Source organism: Bifidobacterium pluvialisilvae (genome assembly GCF_019331695.1).
GTDB lineage: Bacteria > Actinomycetota > Actinomycetes > Actinomycetales > Bifidobacteriaceae > Galliscardovia > Galliscardovia pluvialisilvae.
The window spans coordinates 251,177-273,240 of record NZ_JAHBBI010000001.1 but is presented as its reverse complement, the minus strand read 5'-3'; the positions used below and the strand labels follow the sequence as shown (position 1 = coordinate 273,240).

19 protein-coding genes are annotated in these 22,064 nt (G+C 65.7%); 7 read left to right on the top strand and 12 right to left on the bottom strand.

Annotated elements, in window-relative coordinates:
* Window position 1: 1 nt before the first annotated feature.
* From KIH77_RS01080 to KIH77_RS01070, 3 genes are read right to left on the bottom strand one after another with little or no spacing between them, the layout of a single operon-like run.
* The gene (locus KIH77_RS01080; protein WP_219099236.1) at window positions 2-1,267 is read right to left on the bottom strand and encodes a class I SAM-dependent RNA methyltransferase; all 1,266 of its coding nucleotides are present in this window, start codon (window positions 1,265-1,267) and stop codon (window positions 2-4) included.
* Window positions 1,264-2,007 carry a DUF3159 domain-containing protein gene (locus KIH77_RS01075; RefSeq protein ID WP_219099235.1) on the bottom strand — a complete coding sequence of 248 codons (744 nt, stop codon included), beginning with the start codon at window positions 2,005-2,007 and terminating at the stop codon, window positions 1,264-1,266. The genes KIH77_RS01080 and KIH77_RS01075 overlap by 4 nt, the downstream gene beginning before the upstream one ends.
* Window positions 2,008-2,025: 18 nt before the next feature.
* A complete protein-coding gene (locus tag KIH77_RS01070; RefSeq protein ID WP_219099234.1) occupies window positions 2,026-2,859 on the bottom strand; it encodes a DUF3710 domain-containing protein in 834 nt (277 codons plus the stop codon).
* A 218-nt stretch (window positions 2,860-3,077) separates the two neighbouring features.
* Here KIH77_RS01070 and KIH77_RS01065 point away from each other — a divergent pair, with 218 nt between their 5' ends.
* On the top strand, window positions 3,078-4,379 hold the full coding sequence (locus tag KIH77_RS01065; protein WP_219099233.1) for an FIVAR domain-containing protein: 1,302 nt from the start codon (window positions 3,078-3,080) through the stop codon (window positions 4,377-4,379).
* Between the two features lie 151 nt (window positions 4,380-4,530).
* On the opposite strand, the gene KIH77_RS01060 is transcribed toward KIH77_RS01065, so the two are convergent.
* Window positions 4,531-5,553: a glycosyltransferase family 2 protein gene (locus KIH77_RS01060; RefSeq protein WP_219099328.1), complete on the bottom strand. Its 1,023-nt coding sequence runs from the start codon at window positions 5,551-5,553 to the stop codon at window positions 4,531-4,533.
* A 173-nt stretch (window positions 5,554-5,726) separates the two neighbouring features.
* Here KIH77_RS01060 and KIH77_RS01055 point away from each other — a divergent pair, with 173 nt between their 5' ends.
* Both KIH77_RS01055 and KIH77_RS01050 read left to right on the top strand, forming a co-directional pair.
* Complete coding sequence (locus tag KIH77_RS01055; RefSeq protein WP_219099232.1) at window positions 5,727-6,737, top strand: tyrosine recombinase XerC; 1,011 nt, start codon at window positions 5,727-5,729, stop codon at window positions 6,735-6,737.
* A gap of 100 nt (window positions 6,738-6,837) precedes the next feature.
* Window positions 6,838-7,695 (top strand): exodeoxyribonuclease III, encoded by an 858-nt coding sequence (locus KIH77_RS01050; protein WP_219099231.1) that lies wholly within the window; start codon window positions 6,838-6,840, stop codon window positions 7,693-7,695.
* A gap of 284 nt (window positions 7,696-7,979) precedes the next feature.
* On the opposite strand, the gene KIH77_RS01045 is transcribed toward KIH77_RS01050, so the two are convergent.
* Both KIH77_RS01045 and KIH77_RS01040 read right to left on the bottom strand, forming a co-directional pair.
* Window positions 7,980-8,726 (bottom strand): SGNH/GDSL hydrolase family protein, encoded by a 747-nt coding sequence (locus tag KIH77_RS01045; RefSeq protein WP_219099230.1) that lies wholly within the window; start codon window positions 8,724-8,726, stop codon window positions 7,980-7,982.
* A gap of 29 nt (window positions 8,727-8,755) precedes the next feature.
* Window positions 8,756-9,445 carry a GNAT family N-acetyltransferase gene (locus KIH77_RS01040; protein WP_219099229.1) on the bottom strand — a complete coding sequence of 230 codons (690 nt, stop codon included), beginning with the start codon at window positions 9,443-9,445 and terminating at the stop codon, window positions 8,756-8,758.
* Window positions 9,446-9,663: 218 nt separating this feature from the next.
* Here KIH77_RS01040 and KIH77_RS01035 point away from each other — a divergent pair, with 218 nt between their 5' ends.
* The gene (locus tag KIH77_RS01035; RefSeq protein ID WP_219099228.1) at window positions 9,664-11,712 is read left to right on the top strand and encodes a bifunctional ADP-dependent NAD(P)H-hydrate dehydratase/NAD(P)H-hydrate epimerase; all 2,049 of its coding nucleotides are present in this window, start codon (window positions 9,664-9,666) and stop codon (window positions 11,710-11,712) included.
* A gap of 34 nt (window positions 11,713-11,746) precedes the next feature.
* Here KIH77_RS01035 and KIH77_RS01030 read toward each other — a convergent pair whose 3' ends face one another.
* The 3 genes from KIH77_RS01030 to KIH77_RS01020 form a co-directional block, all read right to left on the bottom strand.
* Window positions 11,747-12,505 carry a carboxymuconolactone decarboxylase family protein gene (locus KIH77_RS01030; RefSeq protein WP_219099227.1) on the bottom strand — a complete coding sequence of 253 codons (759 nt, stop codon included), beginning with the start codon at window positions 12,503-12,505 and terminating at the stop codon, window positions 11,747-11,749.
* Window positions 12,506-12,640: 135 nt separating this feature from the next.
* Entirely contained in the window at window positions 12,641-13,600 is a 960-nt protein-coding gene (locus KIH77_RS01025) for a LysR family transcriptional regulator (RefSeq protein ID WP_219099226.1), read from the bottom strand.
* 63 nt (window positions 13,601-13,663) lie between these two features.
* Window positions 13,664-15,286: an NAD-dependent malic enzyme gene (locus tag KIH77_RS01020; RefSeq protein ID WP_219099225.1), complete on the bottom strand. Its 1,623-nt coding sequence runs from the start codon at window positions 15,284-15,286 to the stop codon at window positions 13,664-13,666.
* A 310-nt stretch (window positions 15,287-15,596) separates the two neighbouring features.
* On the opposite strand from KIH77_RS01020, the gene KIH77_RS01015 reads away from it, so the two are divergent.
* The 3 genes from KIH77_RS01015 (at window position 15,597) to KIH77_RS01005 (ending at window position 18,358) form a co-directional block, all read left to right on the top strand.
* On the top strand, window positions 15,597-17,027 hold the full coding sequence (locus tag KIH77_RS01015; RefSeq protein WP_219099224.1) for a DASS family sodium-coupled anion symporter: 1,431 nt from the start codon (window positions 15,597-15,599) through the stop codon (window positions 17,025-17,027).
* Window positions 17,028-17,300: 273 nt separating this feature from the next.
* The gene (locus tag KIH77_RS01010; RefSeq protein WP_219099223.1) at window positions 17,301-17,561 is read left to right on the top strand and encodes a DUF6725 family protein; all 261 of its coding nucleotides are present in this window, start codon (window positions 17,301-17,303) and stop codon (window positions 17,559-17,561) included.
* 173 nt (window positions 17,562-17,734) lie between these two features.
* The gene (locus tag KIH77_RS01005; RefSeq protein ID WP_219099222.1) at window positions 17,735-18,358 is read left to right on the top strand and encodes a TetR/AcrR family transcriptional regulator; all 624 of its coding nucleotides are present in this window, start codon (window positions 17,735-17,737) and stop codon (window positions 18,356-18,358) included.
* 20 nt (window positions 18,359-18,378) lie between these two features.
* Here KIH77_RS01005 and KIH77_RS01000 read toward each other — a convergent pair whose 3' ends face one another.
* The 3 genes from KIH77_RS01000 to KIH77_RS00990 form a co-directional block, all read right to left on the bottom strand.
* On the bottom strand, window positions 18,379-19,434 hold the full coding sequence (locus KIH77_RS01000) for a prephenate dehydrogenase (RefSeq protein WP_219099221.1): 1,056 nt from the start codon (window positions 19,432-19,434) through the stop codon (window positions 18,379-18,381).
* 5 nt (window positions 19,435-19,439) lie between these two features.
* Window positions 19,440-20,396, bottom strand: coding sequence for a prephenate dehydratase (locus KIH77_RS00995; RefSeq protein WP_219099220.1), 957 nt, complete (start codon window positions 20,394-20,396; stop codon window positions 19,440-19,442).
* Window positions 20,397-20,481: 85 nt separating this feature from the next.
* Window positions 20,482-20,898 (bottom strand): alcohol dehydrogenase, encoded by a 417-nt coding sequence (locus KIH77_RS00990; RefSeq protein ID WP_219099219.1) that lies wholly within the window; start codon window positions 20,896-20,898, stop codon window positions 20,482-20,484.
* Window positions 20,899-22,064 lie beyond the last annotated feature (1,166 nt).

Sequence of the window (22,064 nt, the reverse complement as noted above, 5' to 3'; positions counted from 1 at the left end):
TTCATCGTGTGAAGAGGGCGATGGTTTCGACGTGATGGGTGTTGGGATAGATGTCGTGCCCCCTGATGTACGCGATGGTGTAGCCGAGGCCGGTGAGCGTGGCGGTGTCGCGGGCGAGGCTGGCGGGGTCGCAGGCCACGTAGACGACGGACCGGGCGCCGGATTCGGCGATCTGCTCGCATACGCGCCTTTTGGCACCGGCGCGCGGCGGGTCGAGCACGACCACATCGGGCCGGGCGAGGCGCTTCGGCACATGGCGCAGCGTCTTCGACACATCGCCGATGAGCGCCTGGACGTTCTCGATGCCGGCGGCCTTGAGGTTGCGCCGGGCGTTGTGCACGGCGGTCTTGGCGCCCTCGATGCTGAGCATGTGCGTGCGCTTCGCCGTGGCGGTCGCCAACGGCAGGGTGAAGAGGCCCGATCCGGAGTAGAGGTCCCATATCGTGGCGTCATCGGCGCCGTCGAGCCGCCGGCGCACCAGGTCGACGACCTCGTTGGCGAGCACGTTGGGGGCCTGGCGGTGCACCTGCCAGAAGCCGCCGGCGTCGACGGTGTACGAATATTCATGGCCGTCGTTCAGGGTCATGGTCTCGGTGAGGTGCCGGGTGCCGGAACGCAGTTCGCCATCGACGAGAAGGGCGTGGTTGGGCTCCGGTACGGTGGACGCGCCGCCGCGCGGTTCGGGGACGGCAAGCCGAATCTGCGAACCGGGCTTGAACCCGCCGTCCCACACGTGTTCGGATTCCGCCACGGCGTTAAGGGCGTCGGTGGCCAGCGGCATGGCGTCCAGGGGCACGCGCACGTGGGATTCGCGCCGGCGCATGGAGGGCCGGCCCTGGTCGTCGGCGATCATCTCGATGCGGGTGCGCCAGCCGAGGCCACGGCGTTCCCCGTCACCGGGCACGCCGACAACCGGCACGTCGACATCCACGTGGCCAAGCCGCTTCATCTGGTCCTCGATGGATGCGGACTTCCAACGGAGCTGTCCGGGGATGGAGACGTGCACCATGTCGGCGCCGCCCACTCCCCCGCCGCTGGCGAGTGGCCCGGCCAGCGGCCATGCGGGGTCCACGCGGTCGTCGCTCGGTTCGAGCACCTCGACGACCTCACCGGTCCAGAACCGGTCGTCGCGATCGTGCGGCTCGTCGAGCCTGACGTCCACGAGTTCGCCGGGCAGCGCGAATCGGACGAATACCACGCGCCCGTCGATGTGGGCGATGCAGCGTCCCTGGTCGGCGTAGCGTTCGATGCGGACTTGGGATGTCATGAATTCCTTTCCTCGGCCATGCGATGCCGGTGCAGCGGCGTGGCGATGACGAGCCACGACACCCAGATGGCGGCGGCGAACAGGGGCACGCCCATGATGAGCCGGGCGGTGCCGAGCCATCCGACATGGTTGGTCAGATACATGGGCACCTGTATGCCCAGACGCAGCGCGAACACGGCGATCCACAGACCGCTGACGATCATGTACGCCCTGAGCAGCGGCGCGTCGTCCCGCCAGGCGTGCAGCCAATCACGGAAATGCCCGGTGGCGGGGTTGCGTACGAACTCCACGAGCACGCCGATGCCGGGGACGCGTGCGAGCAGCGATATGGCGAGCACGACGATCCAGAACGAGTTGACGAGGAACCCGGGCAGATAGTAGTTGCGGGCGTCGTGGCTGAGCCACGCCCAGACGAGGCATATGGCCACGGCCATCACGCCGGTGAGCGCGCCGAGCACGGACTGCCGCTGCAACAGCCGCACGACGACCTGCACGACGGCGATGGCCGCGGACACCATGACCGTCAGCCGCAGGTCGCGGGTGGCGACGAACAGGACGACGAACACCACGCCCGGCAGCATCGATTCGATGACGCCGCGTGGTCCGCCGATGGCGTCGATGACGGAGAAGTCCTCATCCGCCAGCGATGCCAGCCCGCTGCGCTTTTTCGCGCCGTCATCGCCGGGCGCGGCGCCGGGTTTCGTTTCGGAATCGTCGGGAATCGTATGCTGTTCGCTCATGGCCGCCGGTCGTGTCATCTATCGGACTTCGGAGAACAGGGGGCCACGGCGCAGCGTGGTCTGCGTCTCGGTCTGCACGGTCTTGGTGAGCGGGCCGTCGGGCTTGCCGGGGACGCCCTTCTTCTTGTCGTCTTCGGCCTTCGCCTCGGCCTCGGCCTGCTTGGCGCGTTCGGCCGGACCGACCGGCGCATGCATGGGGATGAGGTCACGCGGGGCCAGCGGCTCCTCGCCGCGGTCCACGACCATGTCGGAGAAGTACTTGTCGAGCGTGGTCTTCTCGTCGCTGTCGCCGTCGAATTCGGCGGACGGGCCGGTGAAGATGCCGCGCAGCATCCAGCGCGGGCCGTCGACGCCGACGATGCGGGTGTTGAGCGTCTTGTCCTTGACCTTCACGGGCAGACGCAGCTCGGTGCCGAACACGCCTTCGACCTCTTCGGCGCCCTCGTTGGCCTCAAGCAGGTCGGCGCGCACGTCGTCCCACAGGCCGTACGACTTCGGTGCGGCGAACGCCTCCATCTCCAGGCTGGAGTCGCCGAGGGTGATGGTGGCGCCAAGCACGGTGCCCGTCTTGCGTGCGCCCTTGAGCCGCAGTTCGATGCCCTGCAGGAACGGCAGGTAGAGGGAGCCGATGTCGAGATAGTCGTCGTAGTCGGGGATGTTCTCGTCGTCGACGTCCCATGGGCCGTGGTCCACGCCGCGCTCGCCCTCTCCGGGGTTCGCGTCCTTGGCGGCCGCGTCGGCGTCTTCGGTGCCTTCGACGTCCTCGACGGCGTCCGCGGTCTCGTCGACGTCGACGTCCTTGGTCGCCTCTTCGGCGTCATGGTGCTTCTTGCCGAATCCGAACAGTCCCATTGTTCCTCGTTTCGTCACATGCGTGGATATACCGTGCCCAGTCTAATGGTTCGTCGGGTCAATTGTGTGATTGCCCACGTTTCCGGACGGCCATACGTCATCGCGATTGGTACGGATACGCCGGAACGCCAGTCATCTGAAACCCATGGTTATCACAGGAGGGTATAATGCAGCGCGTATTCCGATAGATGTTTCCGACCATTGTCTCGAGGGGATTCATGGCTTTCCGTGCACCGAACCAATCCGCAATATCGCCGGTTCCCATGCCTTCCGCGGCGATGACGCCGGTGCCCATGCCGTCGGGGACAAGCCGTGCGGCGCAGACGGACGGTATGGGACTGCCTCCGGTGCCGATGCCCGGCTCGGAAGCGGCCCCTACGGCCGGGACGCCAGGCGGCGACGGCAATGTGGAGTCCGGCCCCACCGGTGGCGGGAACAACGACGACAACCGCCGTCGACTTATGACCATCCTCGCCGCCGCCGCGGTCGTCGTGGCCCTGCTGGCCGTGGGTACGCTGCTGTTCACCCGCCACCAGACCACGGCCATGGCCGATACCTGCCGGCAGGAGCAGGACCGGCTCACATCCCTCGCCACCACACTGGACAAGACCATGAAGCAGGCGAAGGACGCCGCCGGCACCGACGGCGGCAAACTCAACGATGCCGGAACCCTCACCGCGCTGAAGACCGCCATATCCGACACCACGACGCCCGACACGGCGAAACTCGACTGCTCCGCCGACCAGCCGTTCCGCCAGCTCAAAGCCAACGCGGAGCAGCTCAAGGAAGCCGCCGACCAGGCCGGCAAGGACAACGACTCGCTCGCCAAGGCCGTGGACGCCGTGACCGCCAGCCGTGACGGCAAAAGCCTCGCCGACTCCAGGAAGTCGCTGAACGACTCCATCACCAAGGCCGAATCCATTCTCTCCAAAGCCAAAGGCAACGTCAGCGACCAGAACACCATCACCACGCTCCAGACGTCCATCGACAACGCCAAGAAGGTGGCGAACGGCAGCAACCCCACACTCACCGACATCACCAAGGCCAACAAGGACCTCACCGCCGCCATCGACAAGGTCAACAATTCCATGACCGCCAAGCAGAACGCCGACCGCACCCTCCAGCAGCAGCAACAGCAGGCCCAGCAGGAGCAGCAGGCCGACATCCAACGACAACAGCAGTCGCAATCGCAAAGCCAGTCGTCAGGCGGCACGCAGACGACCGGCGCCCACCCATACGGCAGCTACTTCTACGCCGCGCCCGTCGGTGGATTCCGCGAAACCATCACTTTCTCCGGGAACACGGCGACATCCGTTGCATGGGAGTCAGGAATCGGCCCCAAAAGCAGGACGACCACCACCTATTCCGTACGATCCGACGGCGGATCACGCTACTTGCTCTACGATGCCTCCGCGCAGTCCGGGAAGTCGGCGCCACGAGTATTCGTCTACGACGCCTCCGCGCATACCGTGACCGACAAATCGCAGGGAGGAAGCAACACCTATATGCCGGCCGGATAGGGACCATGCCGACTGCCCTTCGACTCGCTGCGCTCGCTCAGGATGACACAGGGAGGAATCCGCCCGCCCTGGATGACAAAAGAGAATCCCCCGTGCTCAGGATGACACAGGGGATTCGCCCGTTCTGAATGACACAGGCAGTACCGTCACCTCAGTTGACGCCGACGATGTTGTGGGCGATGCCATAGCCGAGGCGGATGAGACCGCGGCCGAGCGGGCCGCGCACGGTGAGCAGCCGTCCGATGACCGTGCCCCGCACCGCGGCGTCGGCCTCGGGCGCGTGTTCGGCGAGGTACGACCACAGCTCGTCCTTGCGGCGGTAGTTCTCCCTGTCCTTGGAGAGCACCATGAACACCGAGTCGATGGCCATGTTGATGGTCAGGTAGTGGATCATGTACCGGTAGAGGCCGGCGGGCACGGCGTCGCGGCCCGGCGTCGCGTCGATCATGGCGCGCACCACGCGGATGAGCTGGTCGATGCGACGGATCATCGTCTCCTCCTCGACCGACTGTCCCTCGCGGCCGATGAAGTAGCGGTAGAGGTCCTCGTCGAGGTACATGAGCGTGCGCACCTGCGGCAGCGGCGCGTACGCGTAGATGTTGTCCACGTAGAACGTGTGCTCGGGCAGCGTCAGCGCCGCCTTCTCGCGCAGCACCTTGGTGCGGTAGATGAGCGAATGCATGAGCAGGTTCTGGTCGGGGCGGAACCGCCTCACCTCGTTCCAGCCGAGGATGGTGTTCGGCCGCATCACGCTGCCGTAGCGCACGGTCTTCTTGATGCGCTTGCCCTGTTTCTCGTACGTGTAGTTCGTGATTACCAAATCGACGGGAGCCGCGGCCTGCGCCTGCGTGCGCAGTTCGGCGAGCACGTTGCGCAGCGCCACCATGTCGAGCCAGTCGTCGGCGTCGACGACTTTGACGTACATGCCGCGCGCGTTGGCGACGCCCGTGTTGACGGCCCCGCCATGGCCCTTGTTGGGCTGGTCGATCACACGGATGACGTTCGGATACCGGCTTTCGTATTCGCGGGCGAGCGCCAACGTGCCGTCCTTCGACCCGTCGTTGACGATGAGGATCTCCGTGTCGCTCAGGTCCTGTTCGATGAGCAGGGAGGAGAGGCATCGTCCGAGATAGTCCTCGACGTTGTAGGAGGGGACGACGAACGTCAGCACGATGGGGGTGCCGTCGCCGGCGGATGATGCCGTCGCCGACGTGGTCGACGCGCCGGATGAAACATCTTCGATGTTGTTTTCGCTGTTCTGCACCCTACTGTTAAACCATAGAATCGTCGTTTTTCCAAATGACGGGGCCACGCGCCGGTATGATGACGACGAAGGAGGGAACGCACATGGAGCATGAACGCGAGGTCGACGCCTTTCTACGGTATATGGCCGTCAACCGGGGGCTGAGCGCCAATACGATTCGTTCATATGGGTCCGACCTGCGCGCGTGCCTGTCGTCGATGGGTGCACGTGGCGTGACGTCCCTGGCCGCGGTGACGGTGGACGACCTGCGTTCATGGATGGCATCGGCGTCGCCGGGGCTTGCGCGCTCGTCCATGGCGAGGAAGGTCGTGGCGGTACGTGCGTTCTTCGCGTACGCATACGGTCATGGAATGATTCCCTCCGATCCTGCCGCGGGCCTGAAGACGCCGAAGATCCCGAGCACGCTGCCGACGGTGCTGAGCGAGGCGCAGGCCGAACGGATGATGGACCATGCGGACGCCGAGGCCGGCGTGTCGATGCCGGGGCACACGGCCGGCGACAACGGCATCACAGTCGGAGACGCCGGTGCCGGGGGAACGGGACGGACGAGCCATCGGGGCGGTGATGGGTTCCGCCATGCCATCGGGCAGCGTGACGCCGCCATCGTCGAACTGCTGTATGCGACGGGCATCCGTATTTCCGAGCTCGTCGGCATCGATGTCAACGACGTGGATCGCTCGAATCGTACGGTGCGCGTGCTCGGCAAGGGCGGCAAACAGCGGGTGGTGCCATTCGGGCTGCCGGCACAGCGGACGCTGGACGCGTGGATGGACGGGGGCCGCGGCGTGGTGCTGCGCAGGGCCGGGTCGGCCGACGACGAAAACGCCGTGTTCCTTGGCGCGCGGGGACGGCGCCTCGACCCCCGGCAGGCGCGCACGGTGGTGCATCGCGCCGCGGCCGCCGCCGGCGTGCCCGACATCGGGCCGCATGCGCTGCGCCATTCCGCGGCCACGCATATGCTCGACGGCGGGGCCGACCTGCGCGAGGTGCAGGAGATGCTCGGCCATTCCTCGCTGCAGACGACGCAGCGGTACACGCATGTCTCGATCGAACAGCTGACGAAACGGTACGATCAGGCGTTTCCACGGGCATAGCAGCTTTCACTCATCACGTGTCAGTCTCCCCCCAGTCATGCTGCGCATGACAGCCCCCAGGAGAGCCGGACAGTGACGGGACGTGGGTAGACTGCTGTTCATGATTTCCATTACGACTTCGAATATGAACGGCATTCGTGCGGCGGCGCGCAAGAACATGGGCGCATGGGTGGACGGGCACACGCCTGACGTGTGGTGCATGCAGGAGGTGCGCGCCCCGCAGGACGCGCTCGAGCCGATTTTCGACGACATCGCCGCACGGTATGCGCGGTCGGGCGCCGTCGACGGGCCGGATGACCTGCACCGGGTGAACGAGGTATGCCGGGTGAAGGGGCGTGCCGGCGTGGGTCTGCTGTCGTCGCTGCCCGTGCTGGCAACGCGCCATGGTCTGCCGGGATTGGATGAGGATGTGGATTCCGGACGGTGGATCGAGGCGGACGTGCGCACGCCGGAAGGCTATGCGATCACCGTATGCTGCGTGTACGTGCACGCGGGCAACGCCGACGACGAGACGAAGATGGCGCAGAAATACCGGTTCCTCGACCATATGCTCGTGCGGTTGGGGCAATTGCGCGACGAGGCGGCGTCCGGTGGCCGGCAGGCGGTGCTGTGCGGTGACTTCAACATCGCGCATACGCCACTCGACATCAAGAACGCCAAGGGCAATGTGAAGCATGCGGGCTTCCTGCCCGCCGAACGCGCCTACGTGGACCGCTGGCTCGACGAATACGAGTTCGTGGACGTGATGCGCGACCTCGCCGGAGACATCCAAGGTCCGTACACGTGGTGGAGCCAGCGCGGCCGCGCGTTCGACAACAACGTGGGCTGGCGGCTCGATTACCAGTTCGCCACGCCGGAGCTCGCCGAGACGGCACGCGGGTTCGTCATCGACAAGGCGCCGACCTACGACATGCGCTGGTCCGACCACGCTCCCCTGACCATCACCTACGCCGTGTGACCTCCGCGGAACCCCCTGCCACCCTGAGCAATCGCCCTCGTTCTGTCATCCTGAACGGTCGCCCTCGTTCTGTCATCCTGAACGGTCGCCCTCGTTCTGTCATCCTGAACGGTCGCCCCTTTTGTCATCCTGAGCGAGCGTAGCGAGTCGAAGGATCTCACACCGTCCCGAGATCCTTCGGCTCCGCCCTACGGGCTCCGCTCAGGATGACAGGAGGACCAGCCGCAGGCCCGCTCAGGATGACAGGAGGACCAGCCACAGGCCCCGCTCAGGATGACAGGCAGCTAGCGGGAGGGGCGGGCTTTGAGGTCGAGGAGGTGATCGCGCAGGAGCTCGATGCTGCGGTCGGCCATGTACCGGTAGCCGAACTCGCCCGGGTGGAAGTGGTCGTCGGCGTAGAACTGCGCGTCGTCGGCCTTCACGTCCTCATGCGTCATGTCGAGGTAGATGACGTCACGGCCGGCACAGATGCGTTTGCTGGCCGCGGTCTGCGCGTCGACACGGCCCTCAAGGTAGCGGCGCAGTGTGGCGCCGAGCGATGGGCTGTTGTACAGCTGTCCGCAGCTGTACACGACGATGTCGTCGGCGAGCGCCGCGGCCTCGTCGAGCGTGGCGGCGAGGTCCGCCGACCATTCCTTCTCGCTGCGCTGGGCCATGATGTCGTTCGATCCGGCGCACAATACCAACAAATCGGGTTTCTCCGCGACCTCGGGCAGGAGACGGTAGCGCACACGGCGCATGGTGGCGCCGAGTTTGCCATGCGTGCTCCAACGCACGGGGCGTTCGAGCACGTCGGCGATGCCACGTGCCAGATCGGGGATGAGCCCCTTGGCCTGGTCGTCCACGCCGCAACCGGCGACCATGGAGTCGCCCACGGCCACGAGCGTGAACGGGCGTGCAGTACCGCCGTCGCCGCCGTACTGCTCGCCGACCAGTCCGGAGCGCTCCCCCGCCGGCTCGGGGGCCAGATGCACGTGGTGCTTTGCCCACCATGCCTCGGCCATCGCCACCGTCTTCTCCATAACGTTCATGGACTGCTCCTTTCCCGTCCGTCCGATTATCAGGCTATACGGTCCCGGTGTCGTCCGCCGCCGTTCGTCCACGCCGTCAGTCGGCCGACCGAACCGTCGTAGATGTACATCTCCTCGACGGCGTCCCCTCCGGCCTGGTCGAGGTCCACCCTGCGCGAGCATCGTCGTTCCATGCCGCGGTGGTCGTAGAAGCCGTAGTCGCAGCCGGTGTCGGTGTACAGGAACACGTCGTCTATGCCGCGGTCGCGGAAATATGCGAGCGCGGCGTCGAACAGCAGTCGTCCCAGGCCGTGGCCGCGGTAATGGTCGTCGACGATGAACAGCACGATCTCGCCGTCGTACCGTCGCCCCTGGCCGCGGGCGTCACGGTCGAGGGCCCGGTCGGTGGCCATGTATTCGGCGAACGTACGCAGTCCCCGGCGTCCTTCGGCGTCGGCGAGCAGCCGCAGCCCCGCCGCGGCCTGGCGCAGGACGAGCCGGTGATCGGTGCGGGGATGCCTCCGGTCGGCGGCGACGATGAGCCCGGCGACCTGGCCGTCGATGTCGGCCACGCGCATGAACGTGCGGCGGGAGAGGCAGTTGCAGGCGTCGATGCGGCCGAGAAGGCCGGCGTTGCGTGGCGTCATCCGTTCGTCGTATTTCCAGGTGCGTGTGGCAAGGTCCTCGATCGCGGGCATGTCCTCGGCACGCATGGCCCTGAGTACGGCTTGTGATGTCATATGTGTTCGTGTCCTCCGTTTCGGTCAACCATCCACCGTAGCCGACCTGGCCGGGCTACGCCAATCGTTGGAATGATCATGGTGTTCCCGGCGTACTTTCACGTCATGTTCGGTGAATCGCCCGGATTTCTCCGAACGGTGAGAGACAATGGTGGGGCAATGAGCCGGTCGCGGCGAGATTCGCCGCCCGACAGCCGGCGGGAAGGCTGGAAACGATGATGTCGACGCTGTTTGATGACGATGCCGAACTGTTTGACGAGTTCACTTCGGCCGCGTTCTGTTCGGACGACGTGCGGGCGATGGAACGGCCCCTGCTGGACGAGGGCGTGCCGCTGATGCGCATGGCCGCGTCCGCGACGGCGATGACGGCGCGTGTGATGATGGCAAGGGCGCATGTCTCCCCCGCCGCGGCGAAGGTGGTACTGCTGGCCGGAGGCGGCGACAACGGCGGTGATGGCCTGTTCGCCGCGGCCGAGCTCGCCGCCGAAGGAGTGGACGTGACCGTGGTGGCCACCGGCAAGAGCCTGCACGAGGGAGGCTTCGCGGCGTTGCGCGCGCAGGGAGCCGACCTCATCGTGCTGGACCCGGGTGCGGAGATCCCCGGCGCCGACGGGCCGCAGGACGCCCAGGAGGAGGCCGACCTGTTCGAGGAGGCCATCAACGCCGTCGAAAGCGCGCATCTGGTCATCGACGCCATGACCGGTATCGGATTGCATGGCGCGTTGCGCGGCATTCCCGCGCATATCGCGGCGGAGGTCGGCGAGGACGGCGCGCTGCCGTCCGCCATGGCGTCGGTTCATGGCGACCGTGCCGACGGGTTCCCGCTGGTGCTGGCTGTCGATACGCCGTCCGGCGTCGGCGTCGACGACGGTACGCTGCCCGGTGCGTACATCCCCGCCGACGTGACCGTCATGTTCGGTGCACTCAAGCCGTGCGCGCTGCTGCCGCCGGCCGCATACGTCTGCGGGCAGCTGGCGCTTGTGGATTTCGGGTTCGAGACGGAGGACTATGCGCCCGTGGTCGAGTCCATAAGCTCCAGGACGGCGGCGCAGTCGATTCGCATGCCGCATATCGACGATTCCAAGTACTCGCGCGGCGTGACCGGCCTGGTCACCGGCTCCGAGGCGTATCCGGGTGCCGCAGTGCTCTCCTCGTTGGCGGCGTCGCAGTCGAACGTGGGCATGATTCGCTATGTGGGGCCGGACCGGCCGAGCGACATGGTGCTGCGCGAGGTGCCGGAGGCGGTGCTGGGCACCGGGCATGTGCAGGCGTGGGCCGTGGGCTCCGGTGTGCCGAACGCCCTGGCCGATGAAAGCCATGATGACGTGCAACGTCGCACCATCGCCGCGTTGCTTGCCCACTATGACGTCGACGCCCAGGGCAGCGACGAGATGCCGCCGGTCGTGGTGGATGCGGGCGCGCTGGACCTGCTGCCGGAAAGCTGTGTGCCGCAGGTGCTCATCACCCCTCATGCGGGTGAGCTGGCGCGGCTGCTCAGCGAGCGCGACGAGCCGGTGACGGTGCCGCAGGTGCTCGCCGCCCCGCTGGAGTATGCGACGCGCGCATGGGAGATCACCGGCGCGACCGTGCTGCTCAAGGGTGCGGCCACGATTGTGGTGGGCGATGACGGCGAAGGCAATCCACGCGCGTTCGTCTCGGGTTCCGGTCCGGCGTGGCTGGCCACCGCCGGGGCGGGTGATGTGCTGGCTGGCACGCTGGGTTCGGTGCTGGCGCAGAACGCGGAGACGCTCGACAGGCTGCCCGACCAGATGGCCGTGTATGCGGCGGTCGGCGCGTACATCCACGGCGTGGCCGCGGCCATGGCGTCCGGTTCGCTGCAGCGTGGGCTTGCACGGCCGGTGGTCTATGACGCGCAGGACCCGGTCGAGTTCTTCCATGCGATGATGGCCGACCGTGTGGGCGGCGCCGACTCCCCGTTCGGCCCGTTCGGCCATCCGATCACCGCGACCGATGTGGCGGGCCGTCTGGCGCACGTGTTCGGCGCGCTGGCCTCGATGTATGACGATGGCGGCACCGATGCGGATGATGCGGAAACGGAGACGGATGAGCCGGACGCTCCCCTGCATTCCACATCCTCCACCTCCACGGGAGCGTCGTCCCCTGCTGTGAGGGGCGACGATGGCATCGTCCTCGACGCCGACCGCGACTATACGGACGAGGAGCTTGACGCCCTTGCCGATGCCCTGTTCGCCCAGTATGAGGAGGACGAACGCCGGTCCGGCGACGAGGGGCCTCGTTTCTCGTGACCGGCCGACGGCCCCGGCGTTCGGCATCGGCCGTCTATGCGGCGGCCCTGTCGATGCCGGCAAGCGCGTTGAGGGTGCGCGGGTAGCCGATGTAGGGCATGGTCTGGGAGACGACGGCGATGAGGAACGCCTTGTCGTTGCCCACGTTCATGTTCGCCTTCGCGTGGGCGATGAGCTGTGGTTCGCAGCCGCCCTGCGCAGCCAGGAAGCACAGCGTGATCATCTCGCGCTGGCGTATGTCGAGGCCTCCTCGCGTGTAGTAGTCGCCGAAGCAGTTGCCGACGAGCCAGCGGTGGATGTGCCGGGTCTCCTCGGGGCCGGCTTCGGCGAATCCGCGCATGTGTTCGCCGAATATCTCGGTCTGCGCACGTTCGCCGGCATCCATGCGGGTGTCGGGGCCGGTGGTGCCCTGCTGTGCTATTGGCAGGGTTATCTTCTCTTCGAGGAACACGTCGTTGGTGGCATTGAGGAATCCCATGACGCGTCCGATGCCGAGGTAGGCGGTCGCCTGGTAGACGATCTCCTTGATTTCGACGGGGGTGACGCCGGCCTTCAGCGCGGCAGGGAGCATGAGCCGGTATTCGTCGAGTCCCTGGCAGCCGAGCAGTGCGGCGAGGATGGCCATGGACCGGGTGCGGTCGTCGAGGTCGGGATGGTTCGCGCCGGGGTCGTTCACCACTTCGTCGTAGGCGAATCGGCTGAACATCTCCACGAATTCGGGGTCGGTTTCGCCGAGCGGCTGCTTGTCGTTCATGAGCTGGTCGTATTTTTTCCTGAATGATTCGAATGCCATGTCCCAACATTTACCACGAAAACGTGGGCCGGACGAATGTTCGACGTGCATGGCCGTTCATGCGCAGGCCGCATGAACGCCGTCCAGCCGGCGTGTACCGATGCCGCATGTCGGTTGCGTGGGAGCCATCGTCCGTCAGTCGTCGGCCCCGTTGGCGAGGTTCCGTCCGATGACATCGAGGAACGCCTGGGCGCCGCCGGCGCGTCCGCCGGCCTGCCCGGCGGGGTCGCGTGTCTCGTCGTTGAACACGTAGACGTCGAAGGTGGGCAGGTCGACGCCGGCCACGGGCAGCGCGGCGAGCCGGTCGTCGTTCCTGACGGCGACGGATGCCATGAGGCCGACGGCGAGGCCCGAGGCGATGATGGCCTTCATGGTGTTGACGTCGGCGACCTCGATGATCTGGGTGACGTCGATGCGGGAGCGGAGGAATTCTGCGACCGCCTTGGAGTGCACGAAGTCGCCGCCGAGCGTGACGAACCTTAGGTCGTGGAACAGGGTCTCGTCGGCGAAGTCGAAGTCATGACGTCCCTTGAGCGCTTCGGGCGGGTTGCCGGCCGAATGGACGAGTTCGAACGGGAATGATGCGATCTTGAATGATTGGATGCCGCCGATGTCGTCGGGACGGTCGTCGATCGTGGCTACGGCGCCGAAATCCACGTCGTGGCGTTCGATCTGCTCCATGAGACGCGTGGAGCCGACCGACTGCACGGATATCCTGCCGTGCAGCCGGTCGGCGAGCATGGTGATGGAGGCGTCGCCGAGCAGATAGGCGGAGATGATGGGAGGCAGCCCCACGGTGTAGACGTCGGGCGTGTGGGCGGCGTCGAGGTCGTCGGCGAGCGCGTCGAGTTCGCCGAGGATGGCGGCGGTATGGCGGACGACGATGAGGCCTTCGGCGGTGAGGCTGAGACCGCCTCCCGCGCCGAAGCGTTGGCGTTGCAGCAGGGTGGCGCCGAGCCGGGATTCGAGACGTTTGACCGCCAGCGAAACCGTGGGCTGGGATACGCCGGCGGCGGCCGCGGCGTCGGTGAAGCTGCCGAGTTCGGCGACGAGCTGGAACAGTTCGAGGTCGCGTATGTTCTCTATCGACGCCACATTGCCTCCCCCGCGTTCAACGACATTGGTGCCTGTCATTGTACGCGGGGGCGGGGAGTCGGATCAGTCCCCGGGATGCCAGGTGGCGGCCTCGACCGCGGCGGGCACGTCGTCGACGGGTTCGCGGTTGAGCCCTTCGGCGATGGCCTGTTCGGCCACGGCGGTGGCGACCCTGCGGGAGATTTCGGTGAGGCTGCTGACCGGCGGCAGCACGGCGGCGCCCGGCTGGTCCACGTCGATCATGTCGGAGATGGCGTGGGCGCCGGCGAGCAGCATGCGGTCGCTGATGAGGCGGGCCTTGCCGACGATGGCGCCGAAGCACAGGCCCGGGTACATGAGCGCGTTGTTGCCCTGGCCGATGTGGTAGGTCACGCCGTGGTATTCGACGGGTGCGGAGGGCGTGCCGGTGATGACGAACGCCTTGCCGTCGGTCCAGCGGATCACGTCGGCGGCCTTGGCCTCGGCGAGTTCGGTTGGGTTGGAGATCGGGCAGATGAGCGGGCGTTCCACGTGGCGGGCCATGGCGGTGACGACGCGTTCGTCGAAGGCGCCGGGACGGGTGGAGGTGCCGATGAGCACGGACGGCTTGAACGCGTCGACCACCTGGGCGAGGTCGGTGACGTCGGCCACGTCGGCGAATTCGGCCGGGTCGTGCGCATACTTGCGCTGGCCTTCGGTGAGACCTTCCTGTCCTTCGAGCACGAGGCCATATCGGTCGACGAGGGCCACCTGCGCCATGGCTGTGGCGCGGTCCATGCCGCCGTTCATGACCATGTCGTCGACGAGCTGGTCGGCGATGCCGACGCCTGCGGTGCCCGCGCCGAACACGAGGATGCGCGTGTCCTCGTAGCCGGTGCCGGCGATCCTGCGGGCGGCGACGAGCGCGGCGAGCACGGTCACGCCGGTGCCCTGGATGTCGTCGTTGAGGGTGAGCACGTCACGACGGTAGCGTTCGAGGATCGGCGCGGCGGTGGGGCGGCCAAAGTCCTCCCAGTGCAGCAGCGCGTCCGGATAGAGCTCGAGGCTGTCGTGCACGAACCTGTCGATGAACGCGTCGTAGCGTTCGCCGCGCACGCGGGGGAACCGGTTGCCCACGTAGTCGTGGTTGTCGAGCAGCTCCTTGCGGTCGGTGCCCACGTCGATCATGACGGGCAGCACGCGCGAGGGGTCGATGCCGGCGGCGGCCGTGTAGACGGCGAGCTTGCCGGTGAGGATCTCCGCGCCTTGCGCGCCCCAGTCGCCGATGCCGAGGATGCCTTCGCCGTCGGTGGCCACGATGAGGTCGATGTCACGGCCCTGGGCGTACTGGCGCAGCGCGTCCTTGATGCGTTCGGGATGCTCGATGGACACGTAGGCCACGTCGCTGCCGAGATAGTACCTGTCGTACTGCTGGATGGATTGGGCGACGGTCGGCGCGTATACGATAGGCATGTATTCGGTCAGATGCTTGGCCATGCCGTGGTAGAACAGTGCGCGGTTCTCGCGGGCCACACCCATGAGGTACAGACGTTTGTTGAGGTCGCCGTCGATGGCGGAGAACCGGGCGTGCATCACCTTCTCCTGTGCGTCGAGCGTCCGTACGGCGGCGGGCAGCAGGCCGTCCACGTCGTCGGCGACGCGCTCCTCGGCGGTGAATGCGGCGCCCTTGTTGACGAAGGGGTTCCTCAGCGTTTCCATTCCGGTCATGATTACCGTCCTTAGTCTCGATGTCATCGCCGGCCATCGGCCGACGGTCGGGCCTCGCTGCCCGGCTGATGGCTACCAACCTAGGAAGACGGCGCACAGCCTACAAATAAGCGACGCTTATATGGACGACACGCCTGAAACATCAACGTTCACGGTCATATCCAACGGCGAGTCCCAACCATATAGACAATGCTCATTTGTGAACCACATCACAGTTTTCCTACGCTCGGGACATCACACGAACCCACACGATGACGACGCCGCCATCATCACGGTTCCATCCAAGCGCAACGTCGAGCGAAGGAGCATCATGACGCAGGCAACCAAGCAACGAACCAGCCAGCTCATCAAGGCCGCGGTCTGCGTGGCCGTCACCGCAGCCATCTACGTGGTGCCGCCGCCCGGCGGCCTCGAGCCACGGGCGATGCACATGCTCGCCATCTTCCTCGGCACCATCCTCGGCCTCATCCTCCAGCCATTGCCCACGTCGGCCGTCGCCATCATCGGTCTGACCATCGCCATGCTCACCGGTGCCATGGACCCGAAGACCGAGGCGTTCGCCGGACTCGGCAGCGCATCCATCTGGCTCATCGTCGCCGCATTCTTCATCGCCCAGGGCTTCGTCAAGACCGGACTCGGCCGCCGCATCGCCCTCGTGTTCATCAGCCTGCTCGGCAAATCCACGCTCGGCATCTCCTACGGTCTGTCGGCCGCCGACCTGCTGCTCGCCCCCGCCACCCCGTCGAACACGGCACGTCTCGGCGGCATCCTCTTCCCCATCATCACGTCCATCAGCGACGTGCAGAAGTCCACTCCCGAATCCGACGAATCCCGCCGCCGCATCGGCGCCTACCTCGCCGTCACCGCCAACAACGTCAACGCCATCACCTCCGCCATGTTCATCACCGCCATGGCCGCCGGCCCCGTCGTCGCCCAGCTCGCCGCCGACTCGGACGTCACCATCGGATGGGGCACGTGGGCGCTCGCCGGCATCGTCCCCGGCGTGCTGTGCCTGCTCATCATCCCGGCGCTGGTGTACAGGGTGTATCCGCCGACCATCAAGCATGTGCCCACCGCGCAGGGCGACGCCCGCAAGGAGCTCAAGGAACTGGGGCACCTCAGCGTGAAGGAGTGGATCATGGCCGCGACGTTCGTCGTCATGCTGGTGCTGTGGGCCACGGGCTCGATGACCGGCATCAACGCCACGACCGTCGCGTTCCTCGGCGTGGCCGTGCTGCTCGTCTCCGGCATCATCACATGGAAGGACATGGCGGCCAACACCTCCGCCTGGTCCACGCTCATCTTCTTCGGCGTGCTGGTCGGCATGGCAACCCCCATCAACAAGCTCGGCGTGGCCGAATGGGCCGGCGAAATCATCGCGCAGGCGACCGACGGGCTGCCGTGGATGGTGGTGCTGGCGCTGCTCACGGTCTGCTACTTCCTCATGCACTACCTGTTCGCCGCCGAACTCGCCCAGGCCGTGGCCCTGTACACGCTGTTCCTCGGCGTGGCCGTCGCCGCCGGCGCTCCCCCGGCCGCCTCCGCGCTCATGCTCGGATGCGCCACCGGTCTTATCGGCGCGATGACGCACTACGCCTCCGGCCCGGCCGCCCTGATCTACGGCGCGGGCTACGTGAAGACGCCCGAATTCCTGAAGATCGGTTTCCTGTGCGGCATCGTCTCCGTGGCCGTCTGGCTCACGGTCGGCATGGGATGGTGGAAGATCATCGGCATCTGGTAACGCCGAAGGTCCGTCGCCCCTCCCCTGCCATCATCGCCTCTTCGCAGCCCATCATCCTGCGAAGAGGCCCTTTGCGTTCCGCGCTGGAATCCGTGCGCGGCAGAGAGCTTCCCACCGCTTTCAGGCTACCCAAGAGGACGCGTCAAGCGCATATCGGACGTCTCCAGCAAACGTTTTACGTGTCGTAAATCACATTTCCGCGGTCATGTGTGGTCCGGTCCGGGCGCACGCCACCCGGCGGAGGCCATCCGTTGAGGGTATAGACTGCATGCCATGAGCATCGAACAACGCAGCGCGGGCATCGCCCGCATCCCCATCGGCGCACGCATCGTCGTGCGCACCTCGCTCGGACCGGATCCGCTGGACGGTCGGGAGCGGTACCGTGATTTCGTCGGCCATGTGACCGGCCATGACGACGCCACGCTGCATCTGCTGCGCGACGAGTCGGCCAACGGCAGGCGCCCCGCACAGCTGGTGGACATCCGCATATCCGACATCGTGCGGTTCAAGCCCGTTCCCGAGCGCCTGTTCTGAATCTGCCCCGCCGCCGATCCGCATCCATACGACGAATCCCCGTCCATACACACGTTCCCATCCATACGACGAGTTCCCATCCATACACGTGTTCTTATCTATACAACGTGTTGTTGTTGTGGCATAATGTTCTTCAATCGTATGGTCGTTCGTTGTCGACGCAGGGAGACGGCATGGTGCAACGCAGGAACACACGGACCGAGGCCTCGCTCAAGCAGGCGTTCATCACGCTGACGCGCGCCAAGGGCTTCGACGCCACGACGGTCAGCGACCTGGCGCGCGAGGCGCGCATCAACCGTGGCACCTTCTACACGCACTACACCGACAAGTTCGACCTGCGCCAGCAGCTCATCGCCAACGCCGTCGGCGACCTCACCGACATCATCCTCAAATCACGGCGGCAGCCCGGGCGCGAGTTCATACCCTATGAGGCGATCCTCGGAGGGCTGCGCTACATCAAGCAGGACTTCGACTTCTTCGACGCGATATCGCGCAGCGGCTCCGACATGGAGCTCTACACCAAGACGAAGGACCTGATCGCCGACCTGCTCGTCATCGAGACGGAGAAATCGGGGATACGCCTGGAGTCGGACGGCATCCCCGTCATGTACGGCAAGGAGATGATGGCCTCGGCGCTGACGTCGGCCATCTGGCTGTGGCTGCGACGCGGATGCGACGAGCCGCCGGAGGAGATGGCCCTGCTCATCGAGCGGGCGAAGAAGATCGCCGTCATCCGCCCCCTGCGGCAGGCCCTTCTGCACGCCTCCACGCCGCAGCCGGGGCGCACGCCCCGATAGGCCCGCCGCATCGGCCGTGTTTACAACGCCGAACGCACCTGCGCCACGGCGGCGTGCCTGTCGGCGAACCGTATGACGTGTTCGCCGCGTTTCGCGGACTCCAGCAGGTCCGACCGCCAGGTGCCGGTGCCGAGCGGAACCCGCACCTCGTCATGGCCGATGTCTCCGGAACGCTGCTTCGTCTTGAAGTCCCGATACGGCTGTGCGGCCGAGAAGAACCCAAGGATCCCGCGGGCGGCATCGGACCCGACGGATGCGTCGGGCCGTCCGTCGTGCCCCGTCTCCAACAGGTCCGCCATGGCCGTGAGCCTGGCGCTCATATGCCGCAGCAGCGTCGCGACGTTCGCGGCGTCCTCCTCCACCATGGCGCGGGTGCGGTCCGGATCGGTGAGCGCCACGCGCGTCATGTCGCGCCAACAGCCGGCGGCGAGCGCCTGCGCGATGTTGCGTTCGGGCATGTCGGTCAGCTCGTTGGCGAGTGCGGTGGAGACTACGTGCGGCATGTGTGAGATCATGGCGGCGCAGCGGTCGTGGGTGTCGTCGTCGAGCACGATGATGCGGTTGCCGACGCCGTTGCAGATCATGTCGGCGACGAGCAGGAACCGGTCGTAGTCGGTGGCGTCGTCCACGGTGACGGCCCAGAGCGCGTCGTCGTAGAGGTCGGGGCTGGAGGCGTCGTAGCCGGAGAACTCGCTGCCGGCCATGGGGTGCGCTCCGACGTACCGGTCGTCGAGCCCGGCGGCCCTGACCTCGTCCCTCACCTGTCCTTTGACGCTGCCGACGTCGGTGAGCGTCGTATGGGGGTCGAGCACCGGCGCAAGGTCGGCCAATGCCTGCGGCATGGCCTTCAGCGGGGTGCACAGCACGAGCACGTCGGGCTTCGCCAGGGCGAGGTCCCTGATGTCGTCCACGCATGCGATGCCGGCGGCCCGCGCCTGCTCGTACGGATGGGGGCGGTGGTTCCATGCCACGACGCGGCGCCCTTGGGCCGAAAGCCGGCGGGCCAGCGAGCCGCCGATGAGTCCGAGCCCGGCGATGGCGATGACGTTCGCCTGCGGCAGTCCTTCTTCGTTCATGATGTTCATTTCCACAGCAGTTCCCTATCGGATTCGTGATCGTCGTCGTTGCTTGCCGTCGTTGCGTCGATGTGGATGCCGCCTTGGGGGAGCATCCATGCGCTGACGGGTGGGCTTGGCCGCTCGCGGCGAGGATAGACCGCCAGGGTCTTCACCCAGTCGCCGTGGGCAAGCACCTGTCCGAGCGCGGCCTTGAACTGCGGCTGCCATGGGGCGGCGTCGAAGGTGGCGATGAAGCTGTAGGTGCCGTCGTTGCCTTTGATGGGCCTGGAGATGAAGCTGGTCATGTTGAGGCCGGCGTATCGGAGTACGTCCAGCAGATTGGCGAGTACGCCGGGACCGGTGTTGAGCAGGATGAACGCCACGATGGATTCAAAGTCCTGGTCATCGTACGCACGGATGCGTTCCAGTTGGCGTCGTACGTCGTCGCGCGGGGCAAGGACGAGGAATTCGGTGCGGCCCCCGCTGAAATCCTGCACGGCGGACTGCAGCACGTCGAGTCCATACAGTCGGGCGCAGACGGATGGGGCGAGCGCCACCTGATCGTCCTTGAGGTCACGGCAGGCGGCGGCGTTGGATGATGCCGGGCTCGGGGTCAATCCGTGTTCGGCGGCGAACGTCGTGCATTGCGCCAGCCCGTGCGGATGAGCGCATATGGTAGTGAGTTTCGTATGATTTGGTCTGACCAGTGCATCGAATGAGATGTCAATGCTGATCCGAGCGAACCCGGCGACGTCGTCGGCGTCGATGAGGGAGTCAAGGTTCGGCACGACGTAGCCTTCGACGTTGTTCTCCCATGCGATGACGCCCCAGCCTTCACGCCGGCTTACGGCGTCGAAGATGGCGGCGATGTTCGGCTCGGCCACGCACTCCCCCGCGTCGTCGATGAGTCGGGAGGCCTCCATGGCGGCCTGATGGGTGAACGACCCTTTGGGGCCGAGATAATGCAGTGTTGTGGCCATGCCTGTCCTTTCCGGGAACCCGATGCGCATCGCAGACGACGTGTATCCACCATAGGCGGGAGCACATCGATGCGATGCGGCCGTTTCAGTGCGTGGACTCGTGCGGATAGGGTCTGCGGGGCGATACGCGGAACCATGACGCAGGCAGGACCAGCATGAGCACCTGCACGGCGACCATGCCGAGCAGCCATATGATGCCGGCCTTCTGCATAAGCGGGGAATAGGAGTCGGACAGGTAGCCGAAGATGATAAGCGCCCGCGAGTTCGACGCATGGGATGCGATGAGCATGACGGCGAAGCCGGATGCGATGAGATGGAATCCGACGCCGAGGCCGCCGGCGCGTGCACGGGCCGACCATGTGGACAGGGCGACGAGGATGAGCGACATGACGAGACCGTAGGGGATGTTCCACGGCACGCCCATGCGATGGGCGGCCGAGCCGACGAGGCCGACTGCAAAACCGGCTACGACGCATACGAGGAGCCGTCCCCAGACAGGCAAACGAAAACTCCACGGCATCCGTTGCCACTGCTGCGCGGACCGTTGCCGTGGAGTTCGTTTCATCGTTCGCTGAGCCATACGCTCCAGTATGGCGCGACGTTGCGACCGGGCTGTTTCGGACGATGAATGCCGTATCGGACGTTTGCCATGCTCCTGCAGGAGGCCAAGGCCAAGAAGCCCGCTGATGGAACTCATGGGAGCTCATGAGTCTGGTGTTTCCAACACCGAGCCATAATCCGGCGGAACGTCCGGGAGCAGCATGGCTCGCGGCCAATGCCGTCACCGACCAGCAGCCGGAGAACCTCATATACCGGCAGGCATGGGAAAAGCCAAGGCATGCACGAGATGTATGGCATCCCCATGCGATACGGCACCGGTATCGACCGAAACGACCTACATACACGCCGAATGGCAGTCAAGTGACTGGACCGCCAGACACACATTGCGGACCGTACCCCGGAAGTTTGTGGGTCTGCCCAGCAATGGATTTGTGGGTCTGCCCAATCAAATTTATGGGTTCACCCGTTCAAAGGACCGGGTTCGTGGGTCCGCCCGTTCACTGGGCCAGGTTCGTGGGCCTATCCGTTCAATGTGCCGGGTTTGTGGGTCCACCCGTTCATTAATAGTGGGTCCAAGACGGTCATAAAGAGGTTTGTGGGTCTACGACATACACGAGGACGCCGAAAATCCCCTCCTCACGAACCGATGGACCCACTTTCATATTCCAGCGAACCGATAGGCCCACAACACCAATCATCAACCCACCCGAAGGCCTACGTCCTCTGGTTTGTGGGTCCGCCCAATCGACGAGCCAGATCCGTAGGTCTGTTCGTGGGTCTGTTCGATCAATGGACCAGTCGACGGACCGGGTTTGTGGGTCCACCCGTTCAGGCAAACGGATTCGTGGGTCCGGCATGTTCAATAACCGTGGGTCAATCCGTTCATCTACGGGTTTGTGGGTCTACGACATACACGAGGACGCCGAAAACGCCCTCCTCACGAACCAATGGACCCACTTTCATATTTCCATGAACCAATAGACCCACAAAACCGGCAGACACCGACCTCAGACACCAGCCCGGCAGACACACATTTTTGACCGATAACCCAAAAACGGGGAGCCCGGAAGGACTCCCCGTAGGTGGTGTCGCTCGTCAACAATTGCC